Source organism: Streptomyces sp. ST2-7A (assembly GCF_021390475.1).
GTDB lineage: Bacteria > Actinomycetota > Actinomycetes > Streptomycetales > Streptomycetaceae > Streptomyces.
In genome coordinates this window covers 186,833-213,031 of record NZ_JAJUWS010000004.1, presented here as the reverse complement: position 1 = coordinate 213,031, position 26,199 = coordinate 186,833, and the positions used below count along the sequence as shown (strand labels likewise).

Below are 26,199 nucleotides of genomic sequence, written 5' to 3'. Positions count from 1 at the left end.
GTCTCCGACGAACACCCCCGGGCCCGGTGACACCACCCCCCGGGTCATGCCTTCGACAGGGGGACACAGTCATGCCGGGCCCGGAGGCCAGCGGTCCCGTTGCAGGACCGCGAAAAACATAACGGGGACCGTCAACGACAAGTCGACCACCCTTTCCGTCCACGAGCCCCAAATCCGCCGGCACCCGGTCATACCGGCTCGGCTCCAACCCAGCCCGGCCCCTGCCGGGCGCGCCACTTCAAGCACTCGGCCCGCCCTCGGATCCCGCTTGATCACCCGGCGCAACGTCGGCAGCGAGGGCACACGATCCGCACATGCAACCGCGACAGCGTCACCTCCCCATCCACGGCGAGAAGCCGCCGCACCGATCAAGGAACGCCAAGCACGTCCACGTCAGACGTCAAGCTCAGGTGCCGACGTGATGCGGGCCCTCGCCGACAGGACGGTGGAACATCACCCGAAAGAGGGGCGTCGACAGGCGGGGTACCGGCCCGCGGCCACGCGACCGACCCACACGGTCGCCGAACAACCGGCAGGACGAACTCACAAGACCCGGAGCGGAACATCCGCCGGCGTTCCCACAATCGGCACCCGCCGACCCCCTCTGCGGAAAACCCATCGGAATCCCGCGATCACGATCCGATTGGCATGATGCGGCACCAGGCCCCGGGCGGTGGTCACCACCCCGAGACCGTGCCCGTTTCCATTCCCGACGACAACGGCGCCAAACGGCAAGTCGGTGGCGGTCGGCAGCCGTTCGCTCACCGGGGCCCGGGAGTCCGTGGGCAACGGCGGAGGGCCGGTGTCGGCCGAACCGGCCGACACACGGAGCGCGGTTCCGAACCGCACCGCGGTGGACCGGGCGATCGGGGCGGGACGGGGCTCCGGCCCCATCCGCGGCTCCCGGCCGCCGCGCCCCGGACGGACCCCGGGGTGCGGACCCGGCAGGCGGTCGTCCTCGCCGGAACCGACCGTGTCGATCCGCCACCCGGCGGCCGCGACCCGGCCGCACACCGGGGACAACGTCCGCCGAGAACGCACATGAATCGCGGCCGTGTCGTCCGCGAGCAACACCATGCCGTGCACACCGGGCAACGGATAACCGGCGCGGGCGGGAACCACAGCCGCAACCACACCGCCGACGACAGCGGACATCGGCCGTCTCCCACAAGCGGGGCGGGACCGACGGGACCACCCGGCCGGAGTGGGTCGGCGCGGACGACCCCCCTCGTGATCATGATCGACTCAGACACCGGGCAACCCCGGAAACCGGCCTCGAACGACATCGGGGACGCCGATGGAGCCGGTACCGGAGAGCCGACCTCTTTCGGCGACACGTCACGCCCCATCCCGGCCGCCGGCGCGTCATCCGGTCCGACCACCGGATGCATGACTCCCGGAACGACACCGGGGTCACAGGGGTCACAGGGGTCCCCAACCGGAAGCACGTCCTGCCCCACCCAGACCAACACCGGCAGGATGATCAAGGCCAGAACCCCACTACTTCCCGTCCACCCGATCATCGAACCTCCCGACTCACACCCCCGACCACGACAAACACGCGGAGCGCACAGAAGATAACCGAAAGTTGCCATGGGTGCTGGTCCGGCGCGGGGTTCCCACCGACCGCGGAAGGGCGAATCACCGCCCCCGGCGGTCGACTGCGTTGTCTTCCCGCCACTCACCCGGGGCATCCGACAGGCCGCGGGGTGCCCCTCGGCGCAGAACGTCGGACCACGCGACGGAAAGCCCTCGGCGTCCCCGCCCCGGGGCCCCGGTACGGGTCAACGGGAATCGCAAAACGCTCATATCACCCCAGATGCGGCACCAGTCGCTTGGCTCCGACCGCCGTCCCCACGTTCTCCACCGATGGCCGACCCCAGCTCCTCCGCGGAATCGCCGACCTCGGCCGGGTACACGATGGGCATCGGATCCTCTGGGGGATCAAACCCGCGTCATGGGCCGTGAGCCGGCCACCGGTCCGGGAGGCCCGCCGCCTCCACAACCCACTCGTAATCAAGGGCGTATTGATGGTGACCGGGGCGCGATCTCCGGCGTGGCTCCGAGGGGCCGCGGCGATGGAGTCTCCGGATGGGTGTCCGACCGACCCCCGGTCATCCGCCCGTGATCCCACCACATACCGACGGTGGTCGAAACACACCGCGGGCATCGGGTTCCGGACACCGTGTCCGCCCCTCGGTCCACGACGACGGCCGGCGTCGGAGGGCGGTGAGGAGTCCGAATCAAGGCGAAGAATCCTCCCTGACGGGCGAATGGGGCGTGCGGTGAGGTGATGCGCTCGACGGGGTCGGCCTCCTGCCGTGAAAGGATGTGTTCGACTCCAGCGGTGTTCGCGCCGGAGCGCACCCCGGGTCGCGACGAGGACGGAACGAGAAGCATGGTCGGTGATGACGGCATCCGGATGGCGATCGAGCACCGGGAGGCGGGGGTCGCGGTGGTCGCCCTCGCCGGGGAGATCGACACCTGGAATCTCCCGACCCTGCGCGAGAGCCTGAACGCTCTTCCCGACGACGGCGTACGCCATCTGGTGCTGGACCTGTCCGGGGTGGAGTTCCTGGAATCCGGTGGCCTGAGTGTGATGATCGAGTTGTACAAGCGTCTACAAAGGGATGGTGGGTCGCTGACCCTCGCGGCAGTTCCGGGGTGGTTGCGGCAGGTTCTGGCCACCACCGGTCTGGAGCACATCCTTCCCGCTCATCTCGATGTCCCCACCGCTCTGGCGAAGGTGCTCCCGGGTCCGTCGTCCGACTGAGCCCCGAAGGTCCCGCCTTCCCGACGGATTCCGGGGCCACCGCGGTGGTGTTGCTTTCGATATGCCGGTCGCATCGCTTCGGGTGCGGGCCGTTCCGGTTGGCGCGGTGGCTTCCCCCGTCCCTCGGCTCCGGTGATCTTCTTCGACACCCCTCGGCGGAGGGGCGCCGGAGGACAGGGGCTCGCGACTCCCCGACCCTCTGGCGAAGCCGTCCTGTGTCGACCTCTCCGGTGCGCCGTCCGCCGCGATGGACGCCTCCTCGAGAGTGGGGACGAGAGGTTCATCTTCACCAAAGGGAGAGCTGCGGCTTCGCCGTCGTTCCCGAGCCCACCGATGAATCCCGATTGGTGCGGCCGGCCACCGGTCCCGGGGACCCGGGCTCCGCCCACGACACCGGATATCCGGGTGCCCCACCACCCGGCGGGCGCGGTCGGCGGGGAGGGGCGGTGGTCCACCGTCCGGTGCGGGGCCCTCGGGGCCCTCGGGGCACCGGGGCGAGGGTCTCACGGATGAGGTGGATCTCGTCACCGGTCTCCCCCTCTCCGACCACGCCTCGGCCGGAAGACGTGCTCCGGTACCCGTCGCCCACCGAAGTCGACGGGTACCGGGGAGCGACAGGTGTCCGGGGGATCAGGAGTGGGTGTCGGCGCACTCCGGATGACCCCAGGTTTTCCCGACCCGGGTGATGGTGTCCCCCTTGGCGTAGGGGCGGGAGCAGGGGCAGGTTCCGGGGAACCTGGCGGCCAGAGTGCGCGCGCCTCCCGGGGAGCTTCGGGTGGTGGAATCCGGGGTGCGGGTCCGGGGCGCCGCTGCGGTGGTGGGCACGGGGTCGGGCACGGGGAGGTCGGCCGCCGTTCCCCCGCCGGCCCGCTGGGTGCGGGCCGCGTCGCTCGCGGCTTTGTCCGCGATGGCGTTCAGCGGATCACCGTCCACTCGGTGCGCGGGGACGTGGACGAAGGTGATGTCACGTCCGTCGAGGAGTTCGTCGATGCGCTCGATGAGTTCCCGGTTCGCCACCGGTTTACCGGCCGCGGTCTTCCAGCCCCTGCGCTTCCACCCCGGCAGCCACTTCGTCACCGCGTCCCGGGTGTAGGTGCTGTCGAGACGGACCTCCAGGGGCGTTCCGGGGTCCGTGGCGGCCAGCAGTCGTTCCAGGGCGGTGAGTTCGCCGATGTTGTTGGTGCTGTGCCCGAGCGGGCCGGCCTGCCAGCGCCGCGGGGTACCGGAGGGGTCCGCGAGGACGAAGGCCCACCCCGCGGGCCCGGGGTTGCCCTTGGCCGCTCCGTCGCAGGCCCCGATGACTCGTTCAACCATGCCTTGATGATGTCAGGTCGAGGGGACGGTCCCCGCCGTGCCGGGGAGGCCGGGACGGTCGTCATCCCGGCGATGTCCCGGCGGAGCCACCCGGGGCCGGGAGGCAGCGCCGATTGTCCCGGCGGCGGGGCGGGGGGCGAAGTGGTTACTGCGTCCGGAGGAAGACCCGGGGCCGAAGTCGTGGCGGGAGGGTGTGCCCACCTCTCACGCGGGAAAGTCGAGGCAGCACCGGAACACCGAGGATTCGGAGATCACCCATGAGTGTGCGGGTCGCAGTGGTCTACTACAGCGCCACCGGGAACGTCTACCAGTTGGCCAAGGCGGTGGCCGAGGGGGCCGAGGGGCAGGGCGCGGAGGTGAGGCTGCGCCGGGCGCCCGAGCTCGCCCCGGACACCGCCGTCGACGCGAACCCCGCGTGGCGTGCCCACGTGGACGCGACGAAGGACGAGGTCACGGAGGCGACGCTGGACGACCTGGAATGGGCGACTGCGTACGCGTTCGGCAGCCCCACCCGGTTCGGAAACGTCACCGCCCAACTGAAGCAGTTCATCGACCAGACGGGCGGGCTGTGGCAGGCCGGGGCTTTCCACAACAAGCCGGTGACCAGCTTCACCTCCGCCCTGAACCGGCACGGTGGGCTGGAATCGACCATTCTGGCGATGAACAACGTGTTCTACCACTGGGGGTGCTTGATCGTCCCGCCCGGCTACACCGACCCGCTGCTGTTCGAGGCGGGTGGCAACCCCTACGGCACCAGTTGGCCCAGCGGGGGCGGCGAGACGCCGGACGCGGCGACGCTGGCGGCCGCCCGCTACCAGGGTCGGCATCTGGCCGATATCGCGACCCGGCTCCAGAGCTGAGGGGATGGTCCCGTCCTCCGGTGTTCCGGCGCGGGCTCCCCTCCGTTTCCCCCACGGGTGAGTCCTGCGCGGGGGATGCCGCGCGGGATGGTCCTCCGGGGCGCCGGGGCAGGGAGGCGGGGGAGGGATCCCCGCGCCGGGTGCGCCGGTGGGGCGTACCGTCGAGGACGGAAATCGGAGCACCGAGGAGTGGTGGACGATGAGCACAGCCGATACCGACGAACGCGTGAGCGTGCAGGTCACCGACTGCGGTCGGGAGACCGCCGACGCCGTCTTCCGTGTCCTGCGGGCGGCCTTCCCGGGAGCGACGGAAGAGGAGGATCACGAGGGAGGCTCCGCCGGGACGACGGGTGGGGACAGGATGGTGTGGTCGCTGGTGGTGGACGCCGGGAGCGGCGACCCGGCGGCGCCCCCCGTGGCGGGGGATCCGGTGGGGCTCGGCGAGTCGGTGGAGGCGGTGCTGTACGGCACCGTTCCGCCGGTGCGGCGGGTGCGGAAAGCGCTGGAGACGGCTTTCGCCGCGGAGGACCGTGGAACGGTACCGGGTGAGCACGAGGTGGAAGTGCGGTTGAGGCTCTCGGGACGCGACGGGACGAGCTGAGAACATCGCGCGGTCGCCGTCCCCGGGACTGTTCCGGGGACGGCGACCGCGCGGTGGCGGAGAGGGTTCGGGGTCAGCCGGGGAAGCGGCCGGAGGCGCGGAGAGCCCAGCGGCGTTCGGCGTAGGCGAGGTCGTCGCGCCACAGGCGGCCGGCGGCCGCGCGCACGAGGGGCCTCATCAGGGGGGCTGCGGCGCGGGCGGCGGCGAACCCGGGACGTTCGGAGGCGCAGACGACGGCTTCGACGACGGCGGTGCGCGGGCGACCACGGGGGTCGAGACCGACGGGAGTGGCATGGGTTTCGACGACGGAGCCCTCGCCCTCGCCCTCGGTGATGTGCATGGCGACGGTGCGGGGTTCGGGGGCGGTGAACACGGCCCGGACGGGGACGACGACGCGACCGGCGAGTTTGAAGGAGACGTCGACGACGAATCCCTCCTCGTCCTCCTCGTCCTCCTCGGGGGCGCGGTTGACCGTGAGGTCGACGAAGGAGTAGGGGTGGAACCAGGCGCCGTGCCAGGGGTCGAGTCGGTTGGCGATCACGTCCTGCGGTTCGCAGGTACCGAAGCCGGTGTAGACGGCGTCGAGGGCCGCGGCCGGGTCGGGGCGGGTGGGGACCACCGGGGCGTCGAGGGACTCCTCCCCGCCGACGGTGTCCAGCCGAACCCATACCAGGACGCCGTCGTCGTGGACGGGTACGGGTTCCCAGCCGGCGTGGGCCCCGCCGTCGAGGGCCAGGCCGTGCCAGTGGCAGATCAGGGTGCCGCAGCGCACCGGGCTGTCCTTCAGCGGCGCGCCGAGGTGGGGGCAGGCGCCGGGGCCCGCGACGATCCGGCCGTCGGCGGTGCGCCACAGGACCAGTTCGGTCCCGGAGACGGTGCGCCCCAGGGGGCGGTCGGCGGTGATGTCGCGGGAGGCTGCGACGACGAACCAGTTGCCGGAGGGGCGGGTCAGGGCCCGTTTGAGGGCGGCCTCGATGGTCGAGGGTTTGGCCTGCCGCCAGGTGGGTTTCTGGCGTTCCCAGGCCACGGGGTCGCGGCGCAGGCCGAGCGGGAGGCGACCGCGGGGGGCGGGGCCCGGGACGGACATGGGATCTCCTTTCCTCGCGTCGGGTTTCAGGCGCGTTGGCGGGGTGCGGGACGGCGGGTGCCGGTCGGGGGGTGGCCGGGGGCGGGCGGGTCGTTCGGTCGCCCCGCCCGGGGAGCCGTCAACCGGGCGGCGGTCAGTCGTACCAGGCCGTCGAGGGCCACGGCCGCGCGGCGGCGCCGGGGTACCACCGCGCGGCGGTGGACGGCGGCGTAACCGTCCTCCTCGACGGCGCGCAGGATGCCGCCGTAGAGGATGAGGGCGGTGCGGATGCAGGGACGGGCGACGGGGTCGAGCATGGGGATGCCGGGAACGGCGGTGCGGTAGACGGAGCGGGTGAGGTCGGTCGCGGATCTCAGGGCCGCGGTGATGCGGCGGTCCCGACGGCCGGTGGTCCGGCTCCACAGCAGCAGGGAGCGATCGGCGCCGTGGGCCGCGAGGAGGTCGGCGGGCAGGTAGACGCGGCCCCGGTCGAGATCCTCCCCCACGTCCCGGATGAAGTTGGTGAGTTGGAACGCCTCTCCGAGCGCGGCGGCGTGGGGGGCGGCTTCCCCGCGGGGTACGACGGTGCCGAGGATCGGGAGCATCTGCAGTCCGATGACGGCGGCGGAGCCGTGCATATAGGCGCGCAGATGTTCGTAGGTGGGGTAGTCGGTGACCTCCAGGTCGCTGGTCATGGAGGCCATGAAGTCGGTGAAGTGACGGTGGTCGATGTCGTGGACCGCGGCGGTGTGGGCCAGGGCACGGACGACGGGCTCGGGGCTCGTCCCGTTGCGCAGGCCCTCGGTCAGTCGGTGGTCGAGCTCGGCCAGCAGGGCGCGGCGGCGTTCCGGTGGGGCGTCGCTCCCGAGGTCGTCGACGATGTCGTCGGCCCAGCGGGCGAAGCCGTAGAGGGCGTGGACGGCGGGGCGGCGTTCGACGGGGAGGAGACGGGTGGCGAGGAAGTAGGTCTTGCCGTGGCGGGCGTTGAGTCGCCGGCAGTGGGTGTACGCCTCGCGCAGGGCGGGGTCGGTGATGCCCGCGGCGTCGAGTTCCCGGGTGGTCACGCGGTGGCCTCCGGGGTGGAGGTGTCGGTGGGGCGGGGTGCGCCGGTCGGGCGGGGTCGTCGGTGGTCGGATCCAATGATGCGGGCGGCGGCGAGCCTGCCGGAGATCAGGACGGTGGGGACGCCCACGCCCGGTGTGGTGCCGCAGCCCGCGAGGACGGCGTTGTCGATGCCGGAGACCAGGTTGCGGGGGCGGAAGGGCCCGGTCTGGGGGAAGGTGTGCGCGGCGGAGAAGGGGGTGCCGGCCGCGTGGCCCTCGGCGGTCCAGTCGGCGGGGGTGATCAGGGTTTCCTCCTCGATGGCGGAGGTGAGGCCGTCCAGGCCACGTTTCTCCAGCTCGTTCAGGAGGGTGTCGCGGTAACGGGGTCCCAGGTCGGCCCATCGGGCGGTGTCGGGGCCGATATCGGTGTTGGGGCAGGGCGCGAGGATGTAGTGCAGGTGGCGTCCGGCGGGTGCGAGGGAGGGGTCGGTGGAGGTGGGTCGGGTGATGAGCAGGGACGGGTCGCTCATCAACTCCCCGGTGCGGGTGAGTTCGTGAAAGGTGCGCTTCCAGGCGTGGCCGAAGGAGATGGTGTGGTGCGCCAGGTCGGGCCAGGTGCGGTCGGTGCCGGCGTGGAGGATGACCGCGGAGGGCGAGTGGCGCAGGCGCAGCGGTCGACGCGGGGTGCGTCCCAGGAGTCGGTAGGTCACCGGAAGGTCGGGGGTGAGGACCACGGCGTCGCAGGGGATGCGCCCGTGGTCGGTGATCACGGCGGTGACGCGGGAACCGGAGCGTTCGAGTGAGGTGACGGTGTGCCCGTAGCGCGGGTCGGCCCCGGCGTCGCCGGCGGCGTCGGCGAGGGCGCGGGGCAGGGCGTGCATGCCGCCGCGGGGGAAGTACACGCCGGCGATGGTGTCCATGTAGGCGATGACGGCGTAGGCGGCGAGCGCGCGCTGCGGGGGGACGCCGGCGTAGAGGGCCTGGAAGGAGAAGACGCGGCGCAGGCGCTCGTCGGTGATGTACCGACCGATGCGGGCGTCCATCCGGCCGAAGCCGCCCAGGGCGGCCAGGCGGGCGAGATCGGGGTGGAGGAGTTGCAGGGGGGAGTCGAAGTTGGCGTCGATGAAGCAGTTCATCTGGGTGGCGTAGAGCCTGCGCAACCAGACGCGGAGGTCGCGGTATCCGCGCACGGCGTCCGGGCCGGCGAAGCGTTCGATCTCGGCCTCCATGGCGGCGGCGTCGGTGTGGACGTCGAGGGAGGTGCCGTCGGCGAAGCGGGCCCGGTAGGCGGGGTGGAGCGGGATGAGGTCCAGGCGTTCGCGGACCGAGCTGCCGACGGCGGCGAGGGCCTCGTCGACGATGTCGGGCATGGTCAGGACGGTGGGGCCGGTGTCGACGCGGTAGCCGCGGTGCTCGTGGAGGCCGGCGCGGCCACCGGGGTGGAGGGCTCGTTCGACGAGGGTGACGCGGCGGCCGGCTCCCAGGAGGTGGAGTGTCGCGGCGAGGCCGGCGAGGCCCGCGCCGACCACGACCACGTGGTCGGTGGGCCCCTTGAGGGTTTTCATCGGGGGTGTCCTTCCAGGGCCGCGGTCGATGTGGCGGGAACGCCGTGGGAGTCGCGGTCGGGGTCGATCGGGCGGGGGGCGGGGTCGGGTGGGGTGGGGGTGTCGGTGTTCCCCGCGCCGGTGGTGGAGCGGAGTATGGCTTCCAGTCGGTGGCGGACGGCGGGGTCGAGGGGGATGTCGACCAGGTGACGGGCGCTGTCGGCGGCCAATCGCTCGATGGCGTTCTCGACGACGGCGCGGGCGCCGGTGGATTCCAGGGCGGCGCGGACGCGGTCCATGGCGGAGACGGAGAGGCCGGGGTCCCCGGGCGCGTCGCGGAGCAGGGCGGAGGCCGCCCGGTCCCCGGCCGCCTCGGCACGGAGGCGGGCGATGGCCAGCAGGTAGGTGAGCTTGCCCTCGCGGATGTCGTCGCCGGAGGGCTTGCCGGTGGTGGCGGGGTCGCCGAAGACGCCCAGCAGGTCGTCGCGCAGTTGGAAGGCCATGCCGGCGCAGCGGCCCGCGGAGCGGAGGGCGTCGGTGGTGGCGGGGTCGGTTCCGGCGAGGGCGGCGCCCAGCGCGAGGGGGCGCTCGACGGTGTAGAGGGCGCTCTTGAGGTGGGCGATGCGCAGGGCTCCGGAGGTGGAGCCGCCACCGGTGTGCTGGGCGTGGAGGTCGAGGTACTGTCCGGCGACCATCTCGGTGCGCATGGCCCGCCACAGTCGGCGGACGGTGTCGGTGACGGCCGGGGGGCAGGCGAGTTCGGCGACGAGGTCGTCGGCCCAGCTGAGGGCGAGGTTTCCGGCGAGTACGGCGGCGGAGGTCCCGAAGGGCGCGCCGCGGCCGCGGGCCCGGGTGTCCGGGTGGTGGGCGGCGAAGTCGGCGTGGACGGCCGGGCGGCCCCGGCGCAGCAGGGAGCCGTCCATGACGTCGTCGTGGATGAGGGCGCAGGACTGGATGAGTTCCAGGGCGGCGGCCAGTCGGAGCACGGTGTCGACCGTGACCCGGGGGGTGCCGATCGGCGGGGCGGGGTCGGTGGTGGGGGTCACCGGGGCGCCGGTGCCGGCTCTCCAACCCCACCACAGGAGCTGGGAGCGGATGCGCTTGCCGCCGTCGGTGGTGAAGGTCGTGACCCGGTCGGCCACGTCGCGGGCGAAGACCTCGTCGATACCGCGGGTCTCCTCGGCGCGTTCGCGCAGGATCGCTCCGAGAACGCGTCCGACGGCTCCGCGGACGTCGGCGTCCACCGCGGAGGTCTCGGGGGGTGGGGGTGTCGTGCGGAGGGCCGGGGGGTCGGGGTGGAGGTCCGCCTGCGTTCCGGTCGGGGGGCGGACCCGGGCCCTGGCAGAGCGCATCACGGTTCCTCTCTCGCGTCGGTGTGGCTCGGGCGCGTGGGTGTTGCCCGGGTGTCCCGGCATTCCGTTCGGCGGCGGTGTTCGGATGCAGGATCACGAGGGTTGTGTGCGGGGGGCTTTCGGCTCGGGGCCGGTCCGGGTTTTCGGGCTTCGAGTCCATCACGTATGGGGACGATTCGCGGGATACCGGCTGTTCGACGGCAGCGTGTCGCGTCCCGTCGGCCCCGGGTGGGGAGGCCGTGTACCGGGAGCCGTACGAGCGGGGTGTGCGAGGGGCGCCGGGTTCCGGGTCAGCCGACGGGGCCGGTGGGCATGATCTCCCGACAACGGGCCTGCAGGACCGGATCGCCGAGGAGCCCCGCCTGTTCGCAGAGAGCTGCCGGGGAGGCGGGGCCCGGCGCGGGAACGGGCACGGCGGGGGTGGTCCGCTCCCCCGCGGCGGGCGGTGGCGGGAGGCGGACGGGAGGGGGTCCGGGGGAGCGTTGCGTCGGGGTTCGCGGGGTGGGTCGCGTGGTTCCGGGCGGCGGGGCGGGAGCACCCGGGCCTCCGGCGGCGGGGAGCGCGGGGCCGGGACCGGGCTCCCGGTCCCCGGGCGCGGGTGGGGCATCGACGGTGCCCGGGGCGGGTCGGGAGGGGGCCGGGGAGGCGGCGGCTTCTCCTTGGCCGCCCTCGTCGTCGCCCTCCTCCCGATCCTTCCCCCGACCCGCCCCGGGTGTCGGTCCGGGGTCGGGTTCGCCGTGCGGGATCGGTGCCTGCGGGGAGGAGGCCGGGGCGGCGGGGCGGGCGGGGTCCACGGTGATGCAGCCGGGCAACAGGAGCAGGCAGGCGGCGGCCGCCGGGAGCTTGCGGATCACGTCCGGGACCAACGACGGCGTCGCCGTCGGGTGACGGGGCGCGCCACACGGGGGCCGGGGAACCACCCGGAAGGCCCCGGGTAGCATCGTCGACACCATGGAACGCATGTCTGTTGTCGAGAGCTATGTGGCCGTCGGGGATTCCTTCACCGAGGGCATGTCGGACGCGCTGCCGGGGGGCGGCTACCGGGGATGGGCCGATCTGCTGGCCGACCGGCTGGCCGCGGAGAGCACGGGATTCCGGTACGCCAATCTGGCCGTGCGCGGGAAGCTGATCGGTCAGATCGTGGACGAGCAGGTGGAGCGCGCGACGGCCATGCGTCCCGATCTCGTCTCGTTGGTGGGCGGGTTGAACGATGTGTTGCGGCCGCGCTGCGACCAGGCCCGGGTGCACGACCGTCTGGAGGAGGCCGTGGAGCGATTGGCCCCGGCCTGCGGGCGTTTGCTCCTGATGCGCAGCCCCGGTCGGCGCGGTCCGGTGATGGAGCGCTACCGGGGACGCATGGAGGCGTTGTTCGCGCACATCGAGGATCTCGCGGTGCGGCACGACGCGCTGGTGGTGGACCTGTACGGCGCGCCGGTGTTGGAGGACCCGCGGCTGTGGGCGGAGGATCGGCTGCACCTGACGGCGGAGGGACACCGTCGGGTGGCCGAGGCGGTGTGGCAGGCGTTGGGGCATCCGGCGCGGGAGGACTGGCACACGCCGCTGCCGGAGGCGGCGATCCCGGCGTGGGCGGCGCGTCGCCGGGCGGATCTGCGGTTCGCCCGGCAGCACCTGCTGCCGTGGATCGGCAGGCGCCTGAGCGGCCGCTCCTCGGGGGACGGGAGGCTGCCCAAGCGGCCGGAACTGTTGCCCGTGGACGTGGACCCGGGGCACATCGCGGACCGGCGGTGAGGCGCGGCGGGCGGGGATGTTCCGGGGCGGGAGACCTCGTAGAATCCGGGTGTGACACAGAAGCCGCAGATCCCCAACGTCCTGGCCGCCCGCTACGCCTCGCCGGAGATGGCCCGTGTGTGGTCCCCCGAGCACAAGATCGTCCTGGAGCGGCGCCTGTGGCTGGCCGTGCTCGGCGCCCAGCGGGATCTGGGGGTCGCGGTGCCCGAGGGCGTGGTCGAGGACTACGAGCGGGTGCTGGAGCGGGTGGACACGGACTCGATCGCCGAGCGGGAGCGGGTGACCCGACACGACGTGAAGGCGCGTATCGAGGAGTTCAACGCTCTGGCCGGGCACGAGCACGTGCACCGGGCGATGACCTCCCGGGACCTGACGGAGAACGTGGAACAGCTCCAGGTGCGCAGCGCGCTGGAGCTGGTGCGGGACCGCACCCTGGCGGTGTTGGCGCGCATGGCGAGGTTGGCGACCGAGCACGCCGAGCTGGTGGTGGTGGGACGTTCGCACAATGTGCCCGCCCAGGCGACCACGCTGGGCAAGCGGTTCGCGTCCGCGGCCGAGGAACTGCTGCTGGCGCACCGACGGGTGGAGGAGCTGCTGTCCCGCTACCCGTTGCGCGGCATCAAGGGGCCGGTGGGCACGGCCGGTGACATGCTCGATCTGTTGGACGGCGACACCGCCCGCCTGGAGGAGCTGGAGGGTCGGATCGCGGCCCACCTGGGCTTCGAGCGGGTGATGACGTCGGTGGGGCAGGTGTACCCGCGGTCGCTGGACTGGGAGGTGGTCACCGCCCTGGTGCAGTTGGCGGCGGCGCCCTCCTCGCTGGCGACGACGATCCGGCTGATGGCGGGTCAGGACCTGGTGACCGAGGGGTTCCGGCCCGGCCAGGTGGGGTCCTCCGCCATGCCGCACAAGATGAACACCCGTTCCTGCGAGCGGATCAACGCGCTGTCCGTGGTGCTGCGGGGCCACGCCGTGATGGTGGGCGAGTTGGCCGGTACCCAGTGGAACGAGGGTGACGTCTCCTGCTCGGTGGTGCGGCGGGTGGCGCTGCCCGACGCCTTCCTGGCACTGGACGGCTTGTTCGAGACGACCCTCACGGTGCTGGACGAGTTCGGGCCCCATCCGGCGGTGATCGAGCGGGAGCGGGAGCGCTACCTGCCCTTCCTGGCGACGACCGGCATCCTGACCGCCGCGACCCGGGCCGGGCTGGGCCGGGAGACCGCCCACGAATTGATCAAGGAGCACGCGGTGGCCACCGCCCTGGCGCTGCGCGAGGGGGCTCCGGAGAACGATCTGGTGGACCGCATCGCCGAGGACCCGCGGATCCCGTTGGACCGGGAGACGTTGGAGCCGTTGGTCCGCACCCCCCGGGTGGGCAACGCGGTGGCGCAGGTCGGGTCATTGAGCCGGGAGATCGGCAAGGAGGCCGGGGGTGAGGCCGGGCGGTACACGCCCGGCGGCATCATCTGAGTCGTGCCGGTCGTCGCCGGGACGTGGTTGCCCCGGCGGCCCGGCCACGACGTGACCGGGTGGGAACGGAGTGGGAGGGCCCGTGAGGGACGGCGGAGGGGCCCGGGTCGGCGACGACGCGGGACCCGGCGCGGGGGGCCGGGTCCCGGTGACGGTGGTCACCGGGGGCGGGCGTGGGATCGGGGCGGCCGTGGCCGTTCGGTTGGCGTCCGCGGGGCACGACGTGGTGATCGGCTGGGAACGGGACGGGGAGGCGGCCGAGGGGGTCGCGGAGCGGGTGCGGGCGCGGGGTCGGCGGGCCGCGACCGTTCGGGTGGACGTGGCTCTCGAGTCGGAGGTCGAGGCCCTCTTCGCCACGGCCGAGGAGGAGTTCGGCGCCGTCACGGGCCTGGTCAACAACGCCGGGATCACCGGGCCGTTGGGTCGGTTCACCGAGGCCCCGACGGAGACGGTGCGCCGGGTGGTGGAGGTCGACGTGCTGGGTGCCCTGTGGTGTGCGCGGCGGGCGGCGCGGGTGATGTCCCGGCGGTACGGCGGGGCGGGCGGCGCGATCGTGAACATCTCCTCGTGCGCGGCGACGCTGGGGGCACCGGGCGAGTACGTGCACTACGCGGCGGCGAAGGCGGCCGTGGACGCGATGACGGTGGGTCTGGCCAAGGAACTGGCGGCCGAGGGGGTGCGGGTCAACTCGGTGCAACCGGGAATGATCCTCACCGACATCCACGCCGCGATGGGGGATCCGCAGCGGCCGTGGCGGAATCGCGAGCGGGTGCCGATGGGGCGGCCCGGCGAGGTCGAGGAGGTGGCGGGGGCGGTGGCGTGGTTGCTGTCCTCGGATGCCTCCTACACGACGGGGGCGGTGTTGCGGGTCGCTGGGGGTCTGTGAGGTCGACGGACGTCGTTTCCGGGGGCGTGTCCGGGCCGGCCCGGTGTCGGGAGCATGTGCCACCGGCACGAATATCCTCGAGAAAAACGGGCATTTGTCCGACTACCTCCTTAACCTACCGGTCACAGGGCGTTCGTGATCACGCAACACCGGTCCACGAGAGTGATGCCATGGCTGACTCGTCGTTCCCCCGCCGCTTCGACGGCCCACCGCGCGGATGGCTCCGCGGTCGGCGCCCCGACCGCGGCCCGGCACAGGGGTGCCGTCCACGGCGGCTGCCCCCGTTCGGCGGGGGACGAGCCGGGGGCGGCCCCCGCCGCACCGGCGCGACGGAGGGGAACGACGCACGGCACCCCGGGGCGCCGCCCGGCGGGAGGGGGCCGACGCCGATGCCGGGAACGACGGGAGTCCGGAAGGACACGGGACACCGGACGGCGCCGCGCGATGCCCCGGAACCGGTGGACGCCCCCCCGATGTCCGCGGGCCCGCCCCCACGGATCGCCCCGCCGACGGGGGTGTCGATCGGTCCCGCCGGGCCGGACGACCTGCCGGCCGCACGCGCCATGCACGAACGCTGCTCCCCCGAGACGCTGGCCGGGCGGTATCACGGTCCGATCGGCGAGGCCGGCCGCTACCTCGCCCACCTGCTCGGTCCCCGACACGGCCACTCGGTGGCGGCCCGCACCCCCGACGGGGCCGTGGTGGCCCTCGGACACCTGCTGTGGGACGGCGAGGACACCGAGGTGGCCCTGGTGGTGGAGGACGCCTGGCAGCGACGCGGGGTGGGCTCGGCGGTACTGGAGGCCCTGCTGACCGGGGCCCGGAGCCTGGGTCGACCGGACGTGTACGCGGTGACGCGGGTCTCGGACACCGGCATGGCCGCCACGATGCGGGGCACCGGACTGCCGTTGGAGTTCGCCCGCGACGGCGGCACCGTGGTGATCGCGGCCACCCTGGTGCCGCCGGTCGCACCCCCCGTGCTGAGCGGACCGGTCACCGGGAGTCGGTGACCGACTCCCGACAGGCGTTCAGCGCCCGGTCGAGGTCCTCCCACAGGTCCTCCACGTCCTCCAGACCGACGGAGATCCGCAGAAGACGGTCCCCGATGCCGCCGTCGCGGCGTCCCTCCTCGCCGATCACCCGGTGGCTGATGGACGCCGGATGTTGGATGAGGGTGTCCACGCCGCCCAGGCTGACCGCCGGGGTGATCAACTCCACCCCGGCGATGACCCGGTGCGGGTCGCCGACGACCTCGACGGCGAGCATCGCGCCGCCGACCGCCGGGCGGCGGACCCGGCCGACAGCCGGGTGGTCGGCCAGGCGACGGGCGAGCTCCGCGGCGGTCGCGGACTGCGCACGCACCCGCACCGGCAGCGTGGCCAGCCCGCGCAACAGCAGGTAGCCCGCCAGTGGGTGCAGCACCGCGCCGGTGGCGAAGCGGACCCGGCGCAGGTCGCACGCGAGTTCCTCGTCGCAGGCCACGATCCCGCCCATGACGTCCCCGTGCCCCCCGAGGTACTTGGTGGCGCTGTGCAGCACCGTCCGCGCCCCCAGGGTGGCGGGGCGCTGGAGCACCGGGGTGGCGAAGGTGTTGTCCACCACCAGGGGGACCGATCCGCAGGCGCGGGCCACGGTCTCGATGTCGAGCTCGACGAGCGTGGGGTTGGCGGGTGTCTCCACCAGGACCAGGCCGGTGTCCGGGCGGATGGCGGCCGCGATGCCGTCGGAGGTGACCCGGGTGACGGAGGTGCCGGGCAGGACACCGTCCAGGAGGTGATCGCTGCAGCCGTACAGGGGGCGGACCGCGACGACGTGGCCCGCGCCGCCGGCGGCGCGGGCCAGCAGCAGGGCGGTGAGGGCCGCCATGCCGCTGGCGAAGGCCACCGCGCCGGCGGTCCCCTCCAAGCGGGCGAGGGCGTCCTCGAAGCGGGCCGTGGTGGCGTTGTCCACCCGGCCGTACACCGGTGGGCCCTCGGGGCGGGAGCCGGTGGCGGCGAAGGCGTCGATGCGGGCGGCCTCGGCTCGGCTGTCGGCGGAGGGGTGGGTGGTGGACAGGTCGATGGGCGGCGCGTGCAGGCCCATCGCGGCGAGGTCCTCGCGACCGGCGTGGACGGCTTCGGTGTCCAGGGCGCGCGGGCGACGGACGGGAGCGGCGGGGGGCGGGTCGGCTGGGACCCGGGCGGCGGGTGCGGTCGTCATGGAGGGATGATGCGAACGGAACGAGCTCCGCGGGTGGGGGCCCGTGCTACGTTCGGCGGATGGCTGATTCGGTCGCGCTCGATGCGGTTGACCTGGGGATCCTGCGGCTGCTGCAGAACGATGCGCGGATGACCTATCGCGATCTCGCCGCCGCGGTCGGGGTCGCCCCCTCCACCTGTGTGGATCGGGTGCGGCGTCTGCGGCGCGGCGGGGTGATCCTGGGGCACACGCTGCGGCTGGACCCGTCGCGACTCGGGCGTCCCCTGGAGGCGTTGCTCTCGGTCCAGGTGCGCCCCCACCGCCGGGAGGTGATCGGTCCCTTCGTGGAACGGGTCCGGCGGTACCCGGAGGCGCGGGCGCTGTTCCACCTCTCCGGCCCCGACGACTACCTGGTGCACGTGGCGGTGGCGGGCCCGGCCGAGTTGCAGCGCCTGGTGGTGGAGGGTTTCACCGCGTGGCGGGAGGTGACGCGGGTGGAGACCAGACTGGTGTTCCGCCAGTGGTCCTGCGGCCCCCTGCTGCCGCCGGACGACGTCGGGGAGTCGTACGAGGGAACGTCCGCGAGCGCCGGAGGGACGGGGTGGGCGTCGCCGGAGCCCCGGTGAGACGGGACGAACGGCTTCCGAAAGGATCACGACAGGGTTCTCGTGTCGTTCGGTGATGACGAATCGGCTCCCGACGTACCAGGATGGGGCCATGTCCGATACCACGCATGACCTGCTGCCCCGCCGACTGGCCGACGTCCACCTCGACGCGTTGGTCGACCTGAATCCCCTGATCGGCACCTACCTCGGCATCCCGGGGACGGCCGACCGGCTGCCCGACCTCTCCCCCACCGGCCTGGAGGCGGTGGCCGAACTCAACCGCGAGACGTTGCGCCGGCTGGACACGGCCGAGACGCTTCCCGGAGCCGAGGAGGACACCGAGCGGCGCTGCGCGCGGCTGCTGCGCGAGCGGCTGACCGCCGATCTGGCGATCCACGACGCCGGTGAACGGTTGCGGGAGATCAGCAACCTCTTCTCCCCCGTGCACGAGGTCCGACAGGCGTTCACCCTGATGCCGCTGGAGTCCGAGGAGGACTGGACGGCGGTGGCCCGCCGGCTGGCGGCGGTGCCGGCGGCCCTGGAGGGATACCGGAGGACGCTGGCGACCGGTCTGGAGCGGGAGCTGGTCGCCGCGGAGCGGCAGGTGCTGACCGTGGTGGAACAGTTCGGCGAGTGGGTGGGCGAGGGCTCGGACGGGGGTTGGTTCGCCGACCTCGTCGCCAAGGGACCGGACTCCCTGCGCGCCGACCTGGACGAGGGCGCGGCAGCGGCCGGCGCGGCGGTGGCCGCCCTGCGCGACTGGCTGCGGGACACCTACGCGCCGCGCGCGGCCGGGGTCCCCGACGCGGTGGGTCGGGATCGCTACGCCCGGTGGGTACGACAGTGGAACGGCACCGACCCCGACCTGGACGAGGCGTACGCGTACGGCTGGGCCGAGTACCACCGGCTGTTGGGGGAGATGCGGCGGGAGGCCGAGCGCATCCTGCCGGGTGCCGGCCCCTGGGAGGCGCTGCGGCACCTGGACACGCACGGCGACGCGGTCGAGGGCGTCGATGAGGTGCGCGCCTGGCTGCAGAAGCTGATGGACGAGGCGATCGGGGCGCTGGACGGCACCCACTTCGATCTGGCGCCGGAGGTCCGGCGGGTGGAGTCGATGATCGCGCCGCCCGGCAGTGCCGCCGCGCCGTACTACACCGGTCCCTCGCTGGACTTCTCCCGACCGGGCCGCACCTGGCTGCCGACGATGGGCGGGACCCGGTTCCCGATCTACGACCTGGTCTCCACCTGGTACCACGAGGGGGTGCCCGGCCACCACCTGCAGCTGGCGCAGTGGGTGTACGTGGCCGACCGGCTCTCCCGCTACCAGACGACACTGGGAATGGTGAGCGCCAACGCCGAGGGGTGGGCGCTGTACGCCGAGCGGCTGATGGACGAGCTCGGTTTCCTGACCGACCCGCAGCGTCGGCTGGGGTACCTGGACTGTCAGATGATGCGTGCGGTACGGGTGATCATCGACATCGGCATGCACCTGGAGCTGGAGATCCCGGCGGACTCCGGCTTCCACCCGGGCGAGCGGTGGACGCCGGAACTGGCACGGGAGTTCTTCGGGACCCACAGCAGCCGCTCGGCGGAGTTCGTCGACAGCGAGCTGGTGCGGTACCTGGGGATGCCGGGTCAGGCCATCGGCTACAAGCTGGGCGAGCGGGCCTGGCTGCGGGGCCGGGAGGCGGCCCGGGCGGCGCACGGGGAGGCCTTCGACGCGAAGGCCTGGCACATGGCGGCGCTGTCGCTGGGCTCGCTGGGCCTCGACGACCTGGTGGAGGAGTTGTCCGCGCTGTGAGGCGTGGGGCCGCGCGTCCGGCGTGACCCGCCGACGCCGTGCCCGACGGTCCCCGGTCCGTCCGCTCCGCGGGTGGGCCGGGGACCGCGGTCGTTTCCCGGGGCCCGGCTCGCGTTTCCCCGCCGTCGACAGGTCCGGGTCGCCCCGTCGCGTGTCACGGGGATCGGGACAGGCCGCGTGTCACGGGGATCGGGACAGGCCGCGGGGCGCGGGGATCGGGACAGGCCGCGGGGCGCGGGGAGTCGGGTCACAGGGGGTCGGGGCCGCGCAGCCGCAGGCCGGATCCGCGCCGCCCCTTGGTGATCTCCAGTTGGACCGGGACCCGGGAGCGCAGTTCGGCGACGTGGCTGACGATGCCGACGCTGCGGTTGCGTTCGCGCAGCGAGTCCAGTACGTCGAGCACGTCGTCCAGGGACTGCTCGTCGAGGGTGCCGAAACCCTCGTCGACGAAGAGGGTGTCCAGGCGTACTCCACCCGCCTCCTCGGCGACCACGTCGGCCAGACCGAGGGCGAGCGAGAGGGAGACCAGGAAGGACTCGCCGCCCGAGAGGGTCGCGGTGTCGCGGTGTCGCCCGGTCCAGCCGTCCACCACGTGCAGACCCAGGCCGCTGCGTCCCCGGCCGCTGCGGGTGTCGGTGTGCTCCAACAGGTACCGTCCGGCGGTCATCCGGTCCAGGCGGGCGCCGGCCACACCGGCGACCCGTTCCAGACGGGCGGCGAGCACGTAGGTCTCCAACCGCATCCGGTACGCGTTCTCCCCCGCCGTGCCGGCGGTGAGTCCGGCCAGCAGGGTCAGCCGCCGGCTCTCCTCGCGGCGGGGTCCCAGTTCCCGGACACCGGTCGCCACCGCGCGGGAGAGGGCCTCGAGGTCGGCGACCCGGCGGCGCGCGGTGTCCGCCACCGCCGCGGCGGCACGCAGCCGCAGCTCGCTCGCGCGCAGCTCCGCCCCGGTGGCTCCGGGGTCGGGGGCGTCGGCGGGGGTGTCGATCGGCTGCTCGGTGGGGGGACGGAGAGCGGGGTCGGACAGGAGCGCGTCGACGGCGGCGCGACGCCGGTCGTACTCCTCGATCCGCCGACGCAGGTCGGCGCGGACGTCGGGGGCGAGCGCGGCGGCCTCGGCCGCGTCCGCGCGGGGGAAACCGGCTCGCCAGACCGCCTCGGTGAGTCGGTCGTCGGTGCTCTTGAGGCGGTCGGCGGTGTCGCGGGTCGCCCGGGCCGCCAGGGCGGCCCCGGCGAGGGCTTCCGCCCGGGTGGTCAGCGACGCGGCACGGGCATCGAGGTCCCCGGGGGGCCGGGAGCGGTCGTCGTCGGCACGGGCCGCGGGCTCCTCCGCGGCGCGCAGGCGCTCCAGACGTTCGGCGAGCGCGGCCCGGCGGGAGGACCGGGCGGCCCGACGACGGTCCAGGTCCCGGAGCCGTTCGACGAGGTCGGCCTCCGTCCGGTCGACCTCCTCCAGTCGAACCTCCAGCCGGCGCAGGCGCTCCGCCGCCCGCCGGGCCGCCGCCAGGTCCTCCTCCAGCCGGTCGAGCCGGGCGCCGGCCTCCACCGTGGGTTCTCCGTCCGCGGCGCGGTCGGCGGCTGCGCGATCGGTTCGCAGTTCGGCGAGGCGACGGGCGGCCTCCTCCCGGGTCCCCAGGGCCGTCTCGTGCGCTCGTTGGGCCTGCTTCTCGGCCATCGCGTCGGGTGCGTCGGGGAGGGGGCGGGCCGGTCGGGGATGGTCGGGGGATCCGCAGACGGCGCAGGGGGTGCCGGTGCGCAGGGCGCCGGCGAGTTCGGCGGCGAGGCCGTCGAGGCGGCGTTCGCGAATGTCCAGCCATCGGGTCCGGGCCTCCCCGGCTTCGCGGTCGGCGGCCAGACGGGCGGTTTCCGCCTCGAGCAGCAGGGCGTCGAGGCGGTCGCGGCGGTCGGCCGCGTCCCGGCGCGTGCGGGCGGCCGGGAGGAGTGCGGTGATCTCGGGCAGGCGGGCGGCGAGGGGGGCGAGTTCGGTGGCCTCGGCGGCGGGTTCCCCCCGGTCGCGGCGCAGGCGGTCCAGCGCGGTGCCGAGCTCCCCGGAGTCACGGAGGGCGGCGGCCTCCTCCCCGTCGAGGGTCGCGAGGTCGCGGTCGAGGGCGGCGGCCTCCTCCGCCGCCTCGCGGGCGGCGGCCAGGCGGCCGATCTCCTCCCGCAGCGCGTGCTCACGGGAGGTGAGGTGTTCCTCGCCGGCCTCGCGCAGCTCGGTGGGGAGCCGCCGACGGGCCGCCTCCTCCGCCTCGAGGGCCGCCTCGTGACCGGTCCTCGCGTCGGCGCACACCTGCAGGGCGGGCAGGACCGTCGCGGCGGCCGCGGCCCGTTCCAGTCGTTCGCGGTCGTCCTCGACGCCGGGCCGGGCCGCGGTCAGTTCGCGGTCCTCGCGCAGGGCGGCGGCCCGGCGGACGCGGGTTTCGGCGAGCCGGACGGCCCGGGCGTGGCGGTCTGCGGCCCCGGTCGCCGCCGCTTCGGCGGCGGCCAGTCGCAGATCGGCGAGTTCACGGCGTTCGCGGGCGCCGGTGCGGGCGACGGCTGCCCGGGCGAGGACCGCGTCGGCACAGTGCGGGTCGTCGGCGGTGGGCAGTGGGGAGGTGTCGGCGGCGAGGTCGGGGCACGGGCCCGCGGCCTGGTCGACGCGGTGGGCCAGTGACACCAGTCGCTCGTCGCCGGCACGCAGGCGTTCGCGTGCCTCTGCGCGGCGATCGGCGAGCCGGCGTTCGGCCGCCGCGAAGCGCCCGGTGTCGAAGAGGCGGCCCAGCAGGTGGGCGCGTTCCTCGGCGCCGGCACGCAGGAAACGCGCGAAGTCGCCCTGGGGCAACATGACGACCTGGCAGAACTGTTCGCGGCTCATGCCGGTCAGTCGGCCGACCTCGAGTCCGATCTCCTGGTGGGAGCGGCTGAGGGCCTCCCATCGGCCGGTCCGGGGGTCGCGTTCGCGCAACAGCGACAGGGCCTTGTCACGGGTGGTGCCGGTGCCCCGGCGTTTGGGGCGTTCCTGTTCGGGGCGGCGGGTGATCTCCAGTCGTCGGTCGCCGACGGTGAGGTCCAGCACGACCTCGGTGGGCACCGCGGGGTCGGCGTGGTCGCTGCGCAGGGCGGGCAGGGCGTGCTGTCGGGCCCCGGGCACCGACCCGTAGAGGGCGTAGCAGACGGCGTCCAGGACGGAGGTCTTACCGGCGCCGGTGGGGCCGTGGAGGAGGAACAGTCCGTCGGCGGCCAGCCGTTCGAAGTCGACGTGTTCGGTGCCGGCGAACGGACCGAAGGCGGTGAGGGTGAGGTGATGGAGTCTCATCGTCCGGTGGCCGTCCCGCTCTGCCGGGAACTGTCGCGGTCGGTGTCGACGGCGCGTCCGATCTCCAGTGCCTCGAGCAGGAGGGCTCGTTCGGCGGCATCGGGTCCCCGACCGTGCCGGACGTGGGCGACGAAGTCCTCCGCGACGCGCCGGTCGTCACGACCGCGCAGCCGCTCGGCGTAGCGGACGGGGGCGCTCTCCGGTGGGGTTTCGGGTTCGTGCCGGAGGCTGAGCAGGTGGGGGAACCGTCCGGTCAGGCGGGACATGGGGTCGTCGGGGCGGGAGGAGTCCGTGAGGGTGACCTCGACGAGGGCCTCGGCGGCGCCCTCCGGGACGGGGGCTGCGAGCAGTTCGTCCAGGGTTCCGCGCACCCGCAGCAGACGGTGTGGCACGGGGTGTTCGACGGCCTCCGCGGTGATGTCGCCGGTGGGGCCGAGTTCCACCCACCACATGATCTTGCGGTGGTCGGCCTCGGAGAAGGAATAGGCCAGGGGGGAGCCGCTGTAGCGGACCCGGTCGGTGAGGGCCCGGGCGCCGTGGAGGTGGCCCAGGGCGGTGTAGTCGATGCCGTCGAACAGGGAGGCGGGGACGGCGGCGACGCCCCCGACGGTGATGTCGCGCTCGCTGTCGGAGGGTTGGCCGCCGGCGACGAAGGCGTGGACGAGGACGACCGAGCGGGTGCCGGTGGGGCGCCCGGCGAGGTCGGCGCGGATCCGTTTCACGGCCGCGCCGAGCACCTCCTCGTGGCCACCGCGCGTGAGCCCGAACCGATCGCGGACCAGGGTGGGTTCCAGGTAGGGGATGCCGTAACAGGCGACCGGGCCGTGTGCGTCGTGCAGGAGGACCGGTTCGGCCAGGCGGTCGGGATCGGTGCGCAGGTGGATCCCGGCCCGGGCGAGCAGGCCGGAGCCGACGCCGAGGCGGGCCGGCGAGTCGTGGTTTCCGGGGATGAGGACGACGGGGGTGTCGAGGTCGGCGAGACGGTGCAGGGTCTCGTCGAAGAGACGAACGGCGCTCAGGGGCGGCACCGCGCGGTCGTACACGTCGCCGGAGACCAGCAGGGCATCGGGCCGGCGCTCGCGGACCGTGTCGACGAGGTGGCCCATGACGGCGCGCTGGGCCTCCAGCAGGCTCGTGCGGTGCAGGCCGCGACCCAGGTGCCAGTCCGAGGTGTGCAGGATCCTCACGATGTGCCCGGACGGGATCGGGGCCCCGCCCGCCTCTCCCCTCCGAAGCGTGTTCCCCCGGTTCCCCGGTCCCCGCGGGTTCCGGGCGGCCCCGTTCGGTGTTCCCCGGGTTCCCACCCGGGGTGTCGGGACCCGGAGGGCACGGTACCAGTCGGGGCGTCACGGGGCCGGGGGTTCTCCACGCCTCCCCGTTCGGACGGCCCGGCCCGGGCGGTCCGTTCCCGGTCCGGGTCACCCGGCCGGGGCGGGGCGGGAGGTGTCCAGGGCCAGCACGACCGCCACCCCGGCGAGGGCGGTCCCCATCAGGAGACGTTGGATGCGCAGGGCGGTCGGTCGCCGGGCCAGGAGACCGGCGAGGGTGCCGGCGGCGAGGACGAGGACGAGGTTCACCGCGACGCTGACCAGGATCTGGACACCGCCCAACAGGTAGCCCTGGAACAGGACGGACCCGGCGGCCGGGTCCACGAACTGCGGCAGCAGCGCGAGGTACATCAGGGCGGCCTTCGGGTTGAGCAGATTGGTCAGCAGGCCGGTGGTGAACAGGCGTCGGGAGGAGTGCGGCGGAAGGCCGCGGTCGGCGAGGAGGGGAGCCCCGTCCGGACGCAGCGCGGTCCACGCCAACCACATCAGGTAGCAGACCCCGGCCAGGCGGATGGCGGTGTACAGCCACGGAACGGCGAGGAGGAGGGCCGCCAGGCCGGCGTTGGCCGCCACCAGGTACAGCGCGAAGCCCGCGGCGACCCCGGCGAGGGAGATCACCGCGGCCCGGCGTCCCTGCGCGATGCTCCGGGAGACGAGGTGGATCATGTTCGGCCCGGGGGTCAGCACCATGACCAGGGCGACTCCCACGACCCCGACCACGGCTCCCGGCCGCGGTATCGCGAACGGCGCGGCGATCGACAGGAGATCCGGTATCGCGGTGCTGCCGGTGACGGACACGGCGCCCGCTCCTCTCCCCCACTCCGGGTGGGGCCTCCCCCCGCCCGGGGCGGGGTGCCGCGGATCCCGTTCCCCGACACCGGGGACGTTAGGAGCCGTGACGGGTTCGGTGCAATATTCGACATTGATCTCGGTGCAAAGTCGGAGGCGGGAAGCGGAGGGCGCGGTGGAGGAGTACCGGCGGGTCGCGGACGAGGTGGCGCGTCGTATCGGGGACGGACGGTTGCGACCGGGTGACCGCCTGCCCCCGCAGCGGGTGTTGGCGCGACGGCAGGGGATCGCCGTCTCGACGGCGGCGCGCGCGTACCGGGAGTTGGCCCGGCGCGGGTTGACGGTCGGCGAGGTGGGGCGGGGGACCTTCGTGCGGGCGGCGGCCCCGACGGCCGGGAGCGGTGGGGCGTCGGGGGAGCCGGTGGATGGGGTTGGTGGATCTGGAGCTGAACCATCCGGTGGCGCCGGGTCAGTCGGCGGTGCTCGCGGCAGGGCTGGGGCCCCTGTTGAGGGCGGAGGTCCTGGGTACGGCGATGCGGCCGGTCGGGCCCCGGGGCACACCGGCCGCCCGGGTCGCCGCGGCCGGGCTGGCCCGTCGGCCGGGTTGGGAGCCCGATCCGGGGCGAATGCTCTTCACGGGCGGCGCCCGACAGGCGACGGCCGCCGCCATCACCGCTCTGGTGCCGCCCGGTGGGCGGTTGGCGGTGGAGGAGGTGACCTACCCGCTGGTGGGGCCGGCGGCCCGGCGGTTGGGGGTGCGGGTGGTGCCGGTGGCGGGTGACTCGATGGGGATGCTTCCGGAGGCCCTGACGAGGGCGCACCGGTCGGCGCCGTTGCGTGCGGTGCACCTGCAGCCGGTGTTGCACAACCCGCTGGGGACGGTGATGCCGGCCGACCGTCGGGCCGGATTGGCGGAGGCGATCCGGGTCACCGGTGCCGCGGTGATCGAGGACGCGGTGTGGGGGTTCCTCCGCGAGGACGTGCCACCTCTGGCCGCGCTCCTGCCGGATCGGACGGTGGTGGTGGACAGCCTGTCCAAACGGCTGGCGCCGGGATTGAACGTGGGGTTCGCGACCGTGCCCGGAGATCTGTCCGGGCCCCTGCGGGCCGCGGTGCGCGCCGGGGGTTGGGGCCCCGGGCGCTTCGCGCTGGAGGCGGCGGCCCGGTGGATGACCGACGAGGGGGTGCGGGTGGTGACCGGGGCGAAACGGCGGGACGCCGCGGCCCGGCGGGCCCTGGCCGGCGAACGCCTGGCGGGGTTCGCGCTGCGGGGGGACCCGGCCGCGTACTGGTGCTGGTGGGAGTTGCCCCGGCCGTGGCGGGCGGAGACCTTCGTGGCCGCGGCGGCGCGGCACGGGGTGGCGATCACGCCGGGGGTGGCGTTCGTGGCCGACGGATCCCGCGCTCCGGACGCGGTGCGATTGGCCCTGGGGTCCCCCTCCCCCGTGGTGTTGGGGCGGGCCCTGGACGTGTTGGCGGACCTGGCCCGGCGGGATCCGGCGGAGGTTTTCGGGGGGTGAGGAGGGGGCCGGCTCCTCCTCG

At 73.9% G+C, this 26,199-nt stretch carries 19 protein-coding genes and 1 pseudogene; 10 read left to right on the top strand and 10 right to left on the bottom strand.

The features are described 5' to 3' along the window. The first annotated feature begins 2,398 nt into the window (after positions 1–2,398). Positions 2,399–2,773, top strand: coding sequence for an STAS domain-containing protein (locus LZF96_RS04380; RefSeq protein WP_233865756.1), 375 nt, complete (start codon positions 2,399–2,401; stop codon positions 2,771–2,773). A gap of 630 nt (positions 2,774–3,403) precedes the next feature. Here the strand turns inward: LZF96_RS04380 and LZF96_RS04375 are convergent. Further along, on the bottom strand, positions 3,404–4,087 hold the full coding sequence (locus LZF96_RS04375) for a ribonuclease H (RefSeq protein WP_233865755.1): 684 nt from the start codon (positions 4,085–4,087) through the stop codon (positions 3,404–3,406). 257 nt (positions 4,088–4,344) lie between these two features. Here LZF96_RS04375 and wrbA point away from each other — a divergent pair, with 257 nt between their 5' ends. Beyond that, complete coding sequence (wrbA, locus tag LZF96_RS04370; RefSeq protein ID WP_233865754.1) at positions 4,345–4,947, top strand: NAD(P)H:quinone oxidoreductase; 603 nt, start codon at positions 4,345–4,347, stop codon at positions 4,945–4,947. 199 nt (positions 4,948–5,146) lie between these two features. Beyond that, positions 5,147–5,548, top strand: coding sequence for a hypothetical protein (locus LZF96_RS04365; RefSeq protein WP_233865752.1), 402 nt, complete (start codon positions 5,147–5,149; stop codon positions 5,546–5,548). 73 nt (positions 5,549–5,621) lie between these two features. On the opposite strand, the gene LZF96_RS04360 is transcribed toward LZF96_RS04365, so the two are convergent. The 5 genes from LZF96_RS04360 to LZF96_RS04340 form a co-directional block, all read right to left on the bottom strand. Beyond that, complete coding sequence (locus LZF96_RS04360; protein ID WP_233865751.1) at positions 5,622–6,635, bottom strand: DUF5914 domain-containing protein; 1,014 nt, start codon at positions 6,633–6,635, stop codon at positions 5,622–5,624. A 26-nt stretch (positions 6,636–6,661) separates the two neighbouring features. Then, a complete protein-coding gene (locus LZF96_RS04355; RefSeq protein ID WP_233865750.1) occupies positions 6,662–7,678 on the bottom strand; it encodes a phytoene/squalene synthase family protein in 1,017 nt (338 codons plus the stop codon). Beyond that, positions 7,675–9,222, bottom strand: coding sequence for a phytoene desaturase family protein (crtI, locus tag LZF96_RS04350; RefSeq protein ID WP_233865749.1), 1,548 nt, complete (start codon positions 9,220–9,222; stop codon positions 7,675–7,677). Before crtI ends, LZF96_RS04355 begins: the two co-directional genes overlap by 4 nt. Next, entirely contained in the window at positions 9,219–10,553 is a 1,335-nt protein-coding gene (locus LZF96_RS04345; protein ID WP_233865747.1) for a polyprenyl synthetase family protein, read from the bottom strand. The genes crtI and LZF96_RS04345 overlap by 4 nt, the downstream gene beginning before the upstream one ends. Before the next feature lie 290 nt (positions 10,554–10,843). Then, on the bottom strand, positions 10,844–11,407 hold the full coding sequence (locus tag LZF96_RS04340) for a hypothetical protein (protein WP_233865745.1): 564 nt from the start codon (positions 11,405–11,407) through the stop codon (positions 10,844–10,846). 97 nt (positions 11,408–11,504) lie between these two features. Between LZF96_RS04340 and LZF96_RS04335 the strand changes: the two genes are divergently transcribed. The 4 genes from LZF96_RS04335 to LZF96_RS04320 all read left to right on the top strand — a co-directional run bounded on the left by LZF96_RS04335 (position 11,505) and on the right by LZF96_RS04320 (position 15,668). Then, on the top strand, positions 11,505–12,302 hold the full coding sequence (locus LZF96_RS04335; protein WP_374203089.1) for an SGNH/GDSL hydrolase family protein: 798 nt from the start codon (positions 11,505–11,507) through the stop codon (positions 12,300–12,302). Between the two features lie 51 nt (positions 12,303–12,353). Then, positions 12,354–13,772 carry an adenylosuccinate lyase gene (purB, locus tag LZF96_RS04330; protein ID WP_233865741.1) on the top strand — a complete coding sequence of 473 codons (1,419 nt, stop codon included), beginning with the start codon at positions 12,354–12,356 and terminating at the stop codon, positions 13,770–13,772. Between the two features lie 148 nt (positions 13,773–13,920). Beyond that, complete coding sequence (locus LZF96_RS04325) at positions 13,921–14,658, top strand: SDR family oxidoreductase (RefSeq protein ID WP_233865787.1); 738 nt, start codon at positions 13,921–13,923, stop codon at positions 14,656–14,658. Positions 14,659–15,131: 473 nt separating this feature from the next. Further along, entirely contained in the window at positions 15,132–15,668 is a 537-nt protein-coding gene (locus tag LZF96_RS04320) for an N-acetyltransferase family protein (protein ID WP_374203088.1), read from the top strand. On the opposite strand, the gene LZF96_RS04315 is transcribed toward LZF96_RS04320, so the two are convergent. Then, positions 15,652–16,857, bottom strand: a complete 1,206-nt coding sequence (locus LZF96_RS04315; protein WP_233865739.1) for a PLP-dependent aspartate aminotransferase family protein — start codon at positions 16,855–16,857, stop codon at positions 15,652–15,654. The two genes, LZF96_RS04320 and LZF96_RS04315, sit on opposite strands and share 17 nt — an antisense overlap. 59 nt (positions 16,858–16,916) lie before the next feature. Between LZF96_RS04315 and LZF96_RS04310 the strand changes: the two genes are divergently transcribed. Next, positions 16,917–17,462 carry an Lrp/AsnC family transcriptional regulator gene (locus tag LZF96_RS04310; RefSeq protein WP_233865737.1) on the top strand — a complete coding sequence of 182 codons (546 nt, stop codon included), beginning with the start codon at positions 16,917–16,919 and terminating at the stop codon, positions 17,460–17,462. A 91-nt stretch (positions 17,463–17,553) separates the two neighbouring features. Beyond that, a complete protein-coding gene (locus LZF96_RS04305; protein ID WP_233865736.1) occupies positions 17,554–19,242 on the top strand; it encodes a DUF885 domain-containing protein in 1,689 nt (562 codons plus the stop codon). A gap of 247 nt (positions 19,243–19,489) precedes the next feature. Here the strand turns inward: LZF96_RS04305 and LZF96_RS04300 are convergent, their stop codons facing one another. The 3 genes from LZF96_RS04300 to LZF96_RS04290 all read right to left on the bottom strand — a co-directional run bounded on the left by LZF96_RS04300 (position 19,490) and on the right by LZF96_RS04290 (position 24,558). Next, entirely contained in the window at positions 19,490–22,540 is a 3,051-nt protein-coding gene (locus tag LZF96_RS04300; protein ID WP_233865734.1) for an AAA family ATPase, read from the bottom strand. Further along, positions 22,537–23,727, bottom strand: coding sequence for an exonuclease SbcCD subunit D (locus LZF96_RS04295; protein WP_233865732.1), 1,191 nt, complete (start codon positions 23,725–23,727; stop codon positions 22,537–22,539). The genes LZF96_RS04300 and LZF96_RS04295 overlap by 4 nt, the downstream gene beginning before the upstream one ends. Positions 23,728–23,958: 231 nt before the next feature. Next, on the bottom strand, positions 23,959–24,558 hold the full coding sequence (locus LZF96_RS04290) for a LysE family translocator (RefSeq protein WP_233865785.1): 600 nt from the start codon (positions 24,556–24,558) through the stop codon (positions 23,959–23,961). A 274-nt stretch (positions 24,559–24,832) separates the two neighbouring features. On the opposite strand from LZF96_RS04290, the pseudogene LZF96_RS04285 reads away from it, so the two are divergent. Beyond that, positions 24,833–26,177 (top strand): annotated as a pseudogene (locus LZF96_RS04285) (PLP-dependent aminotransferase family protein). The last annotated feature ends 22 nt before the right edge of the window (positions 26,178–26,199 follow it).

Bases quoted from the DNA above. Each gene is read 5' to 3' on its own strand.
- LZF96_RS04380 (WP_233865756.1), top strand. From the start codon at position 2,399: ATGGTCGGTGATGACGGCATCCGGATGGCGATCGAGCACCGGGAGGCG.
- LZF96_RS04310 (WP_233865737.1), top strand. From the start codon at position 16,917: ATGGCTGATTCGGTCGCGCTCGATGCGGTTGACCTGGGGATCCTGCGG.
- LZF96_RS04360 (WP_233865751.1), bottom strand. From the start codon at position 6,635: ATGTCCGTCCCGGGCCCCGCCCCCCGCGGTCGCCTCCCGCTCGGCCTG.
- LZF96_RS04335 (WP_374203089.1), top strand. From the start codon at position 11,505: ATGGAACGCATGTCTGTTGTCGAGAGCTATGTGGCCGTCGGGGATTCC.
- LZF96_RS04345 (WP_233865747.1), bottom strand. From the start codon at position 10,553: ATGCGCTCTGCCAGGGCCCGGGTCCGCCCCCCGACCGGAACGCAGGCG.
- LZF96_RS04300 (WP_233865734.1), bottom strand. From the start codon at position 22,540: ATGAGACTCCATCACCTCACCCTCACCGCCTTCGGTCCGTTCGCCGGC.
- crtI (WP_233865749.1), bottom strand. From the start codon at position 9,222: ATGAAAACCCTCAAGGGGCCCACCGACCACGTGGTCGTGGTCGGCGCG.
- LZF96_RS04290 (WP_233865785.1), bottom strand. From the start codon at position 24,558: ATGGTGCTGACCCCCGGGCCGAACATGATCCACCTCGTCTCCCGGAGC.
- wrbA (WP_233865754.1), top strand. From the start codon at position 4,345: ATGAGTGTGCGGGTCGCAGTGGTCTACTACAGCGCCACCGGGAACGTC.
- LZF96_RS04365 (WP_233865752.1), top strand. From the start codon at position 5,147: ATGAGCACAGCCGATACCGACGAACGCGTGAGCGTGCAGGTCACCGAC.
- LZF96_RS04315 (WP_233865739.1), bottom strand. From the start codon at position 16,857: ATGACGACCGCACCCGCCGCCCGGGTCCCAGCCGACCCGCCCCCCGCC.
- LZF96_RS04305 (WP_233865736.1), top strand. From the start codon at position 17,554: ATGTCCGATACCACGCATGACCTGCTGCCCCGCCGACTGGCCGACGTC.
- LZF96_RS04375 (WP_233865755.1), bottom strand. From the start codon at position 4,087: ATGGTTGAACGAGTCATCGGGGCCTGCGACGGAGCGGCCAAGGGCAAC.
- LZF96_RS04320 (WP_374203088.1), top strand. From the start codon at position 15,132: ATGTCCGCGGGCCCGCCCCCACGGATCGCCCCGCCGACGGGGGTGTCG.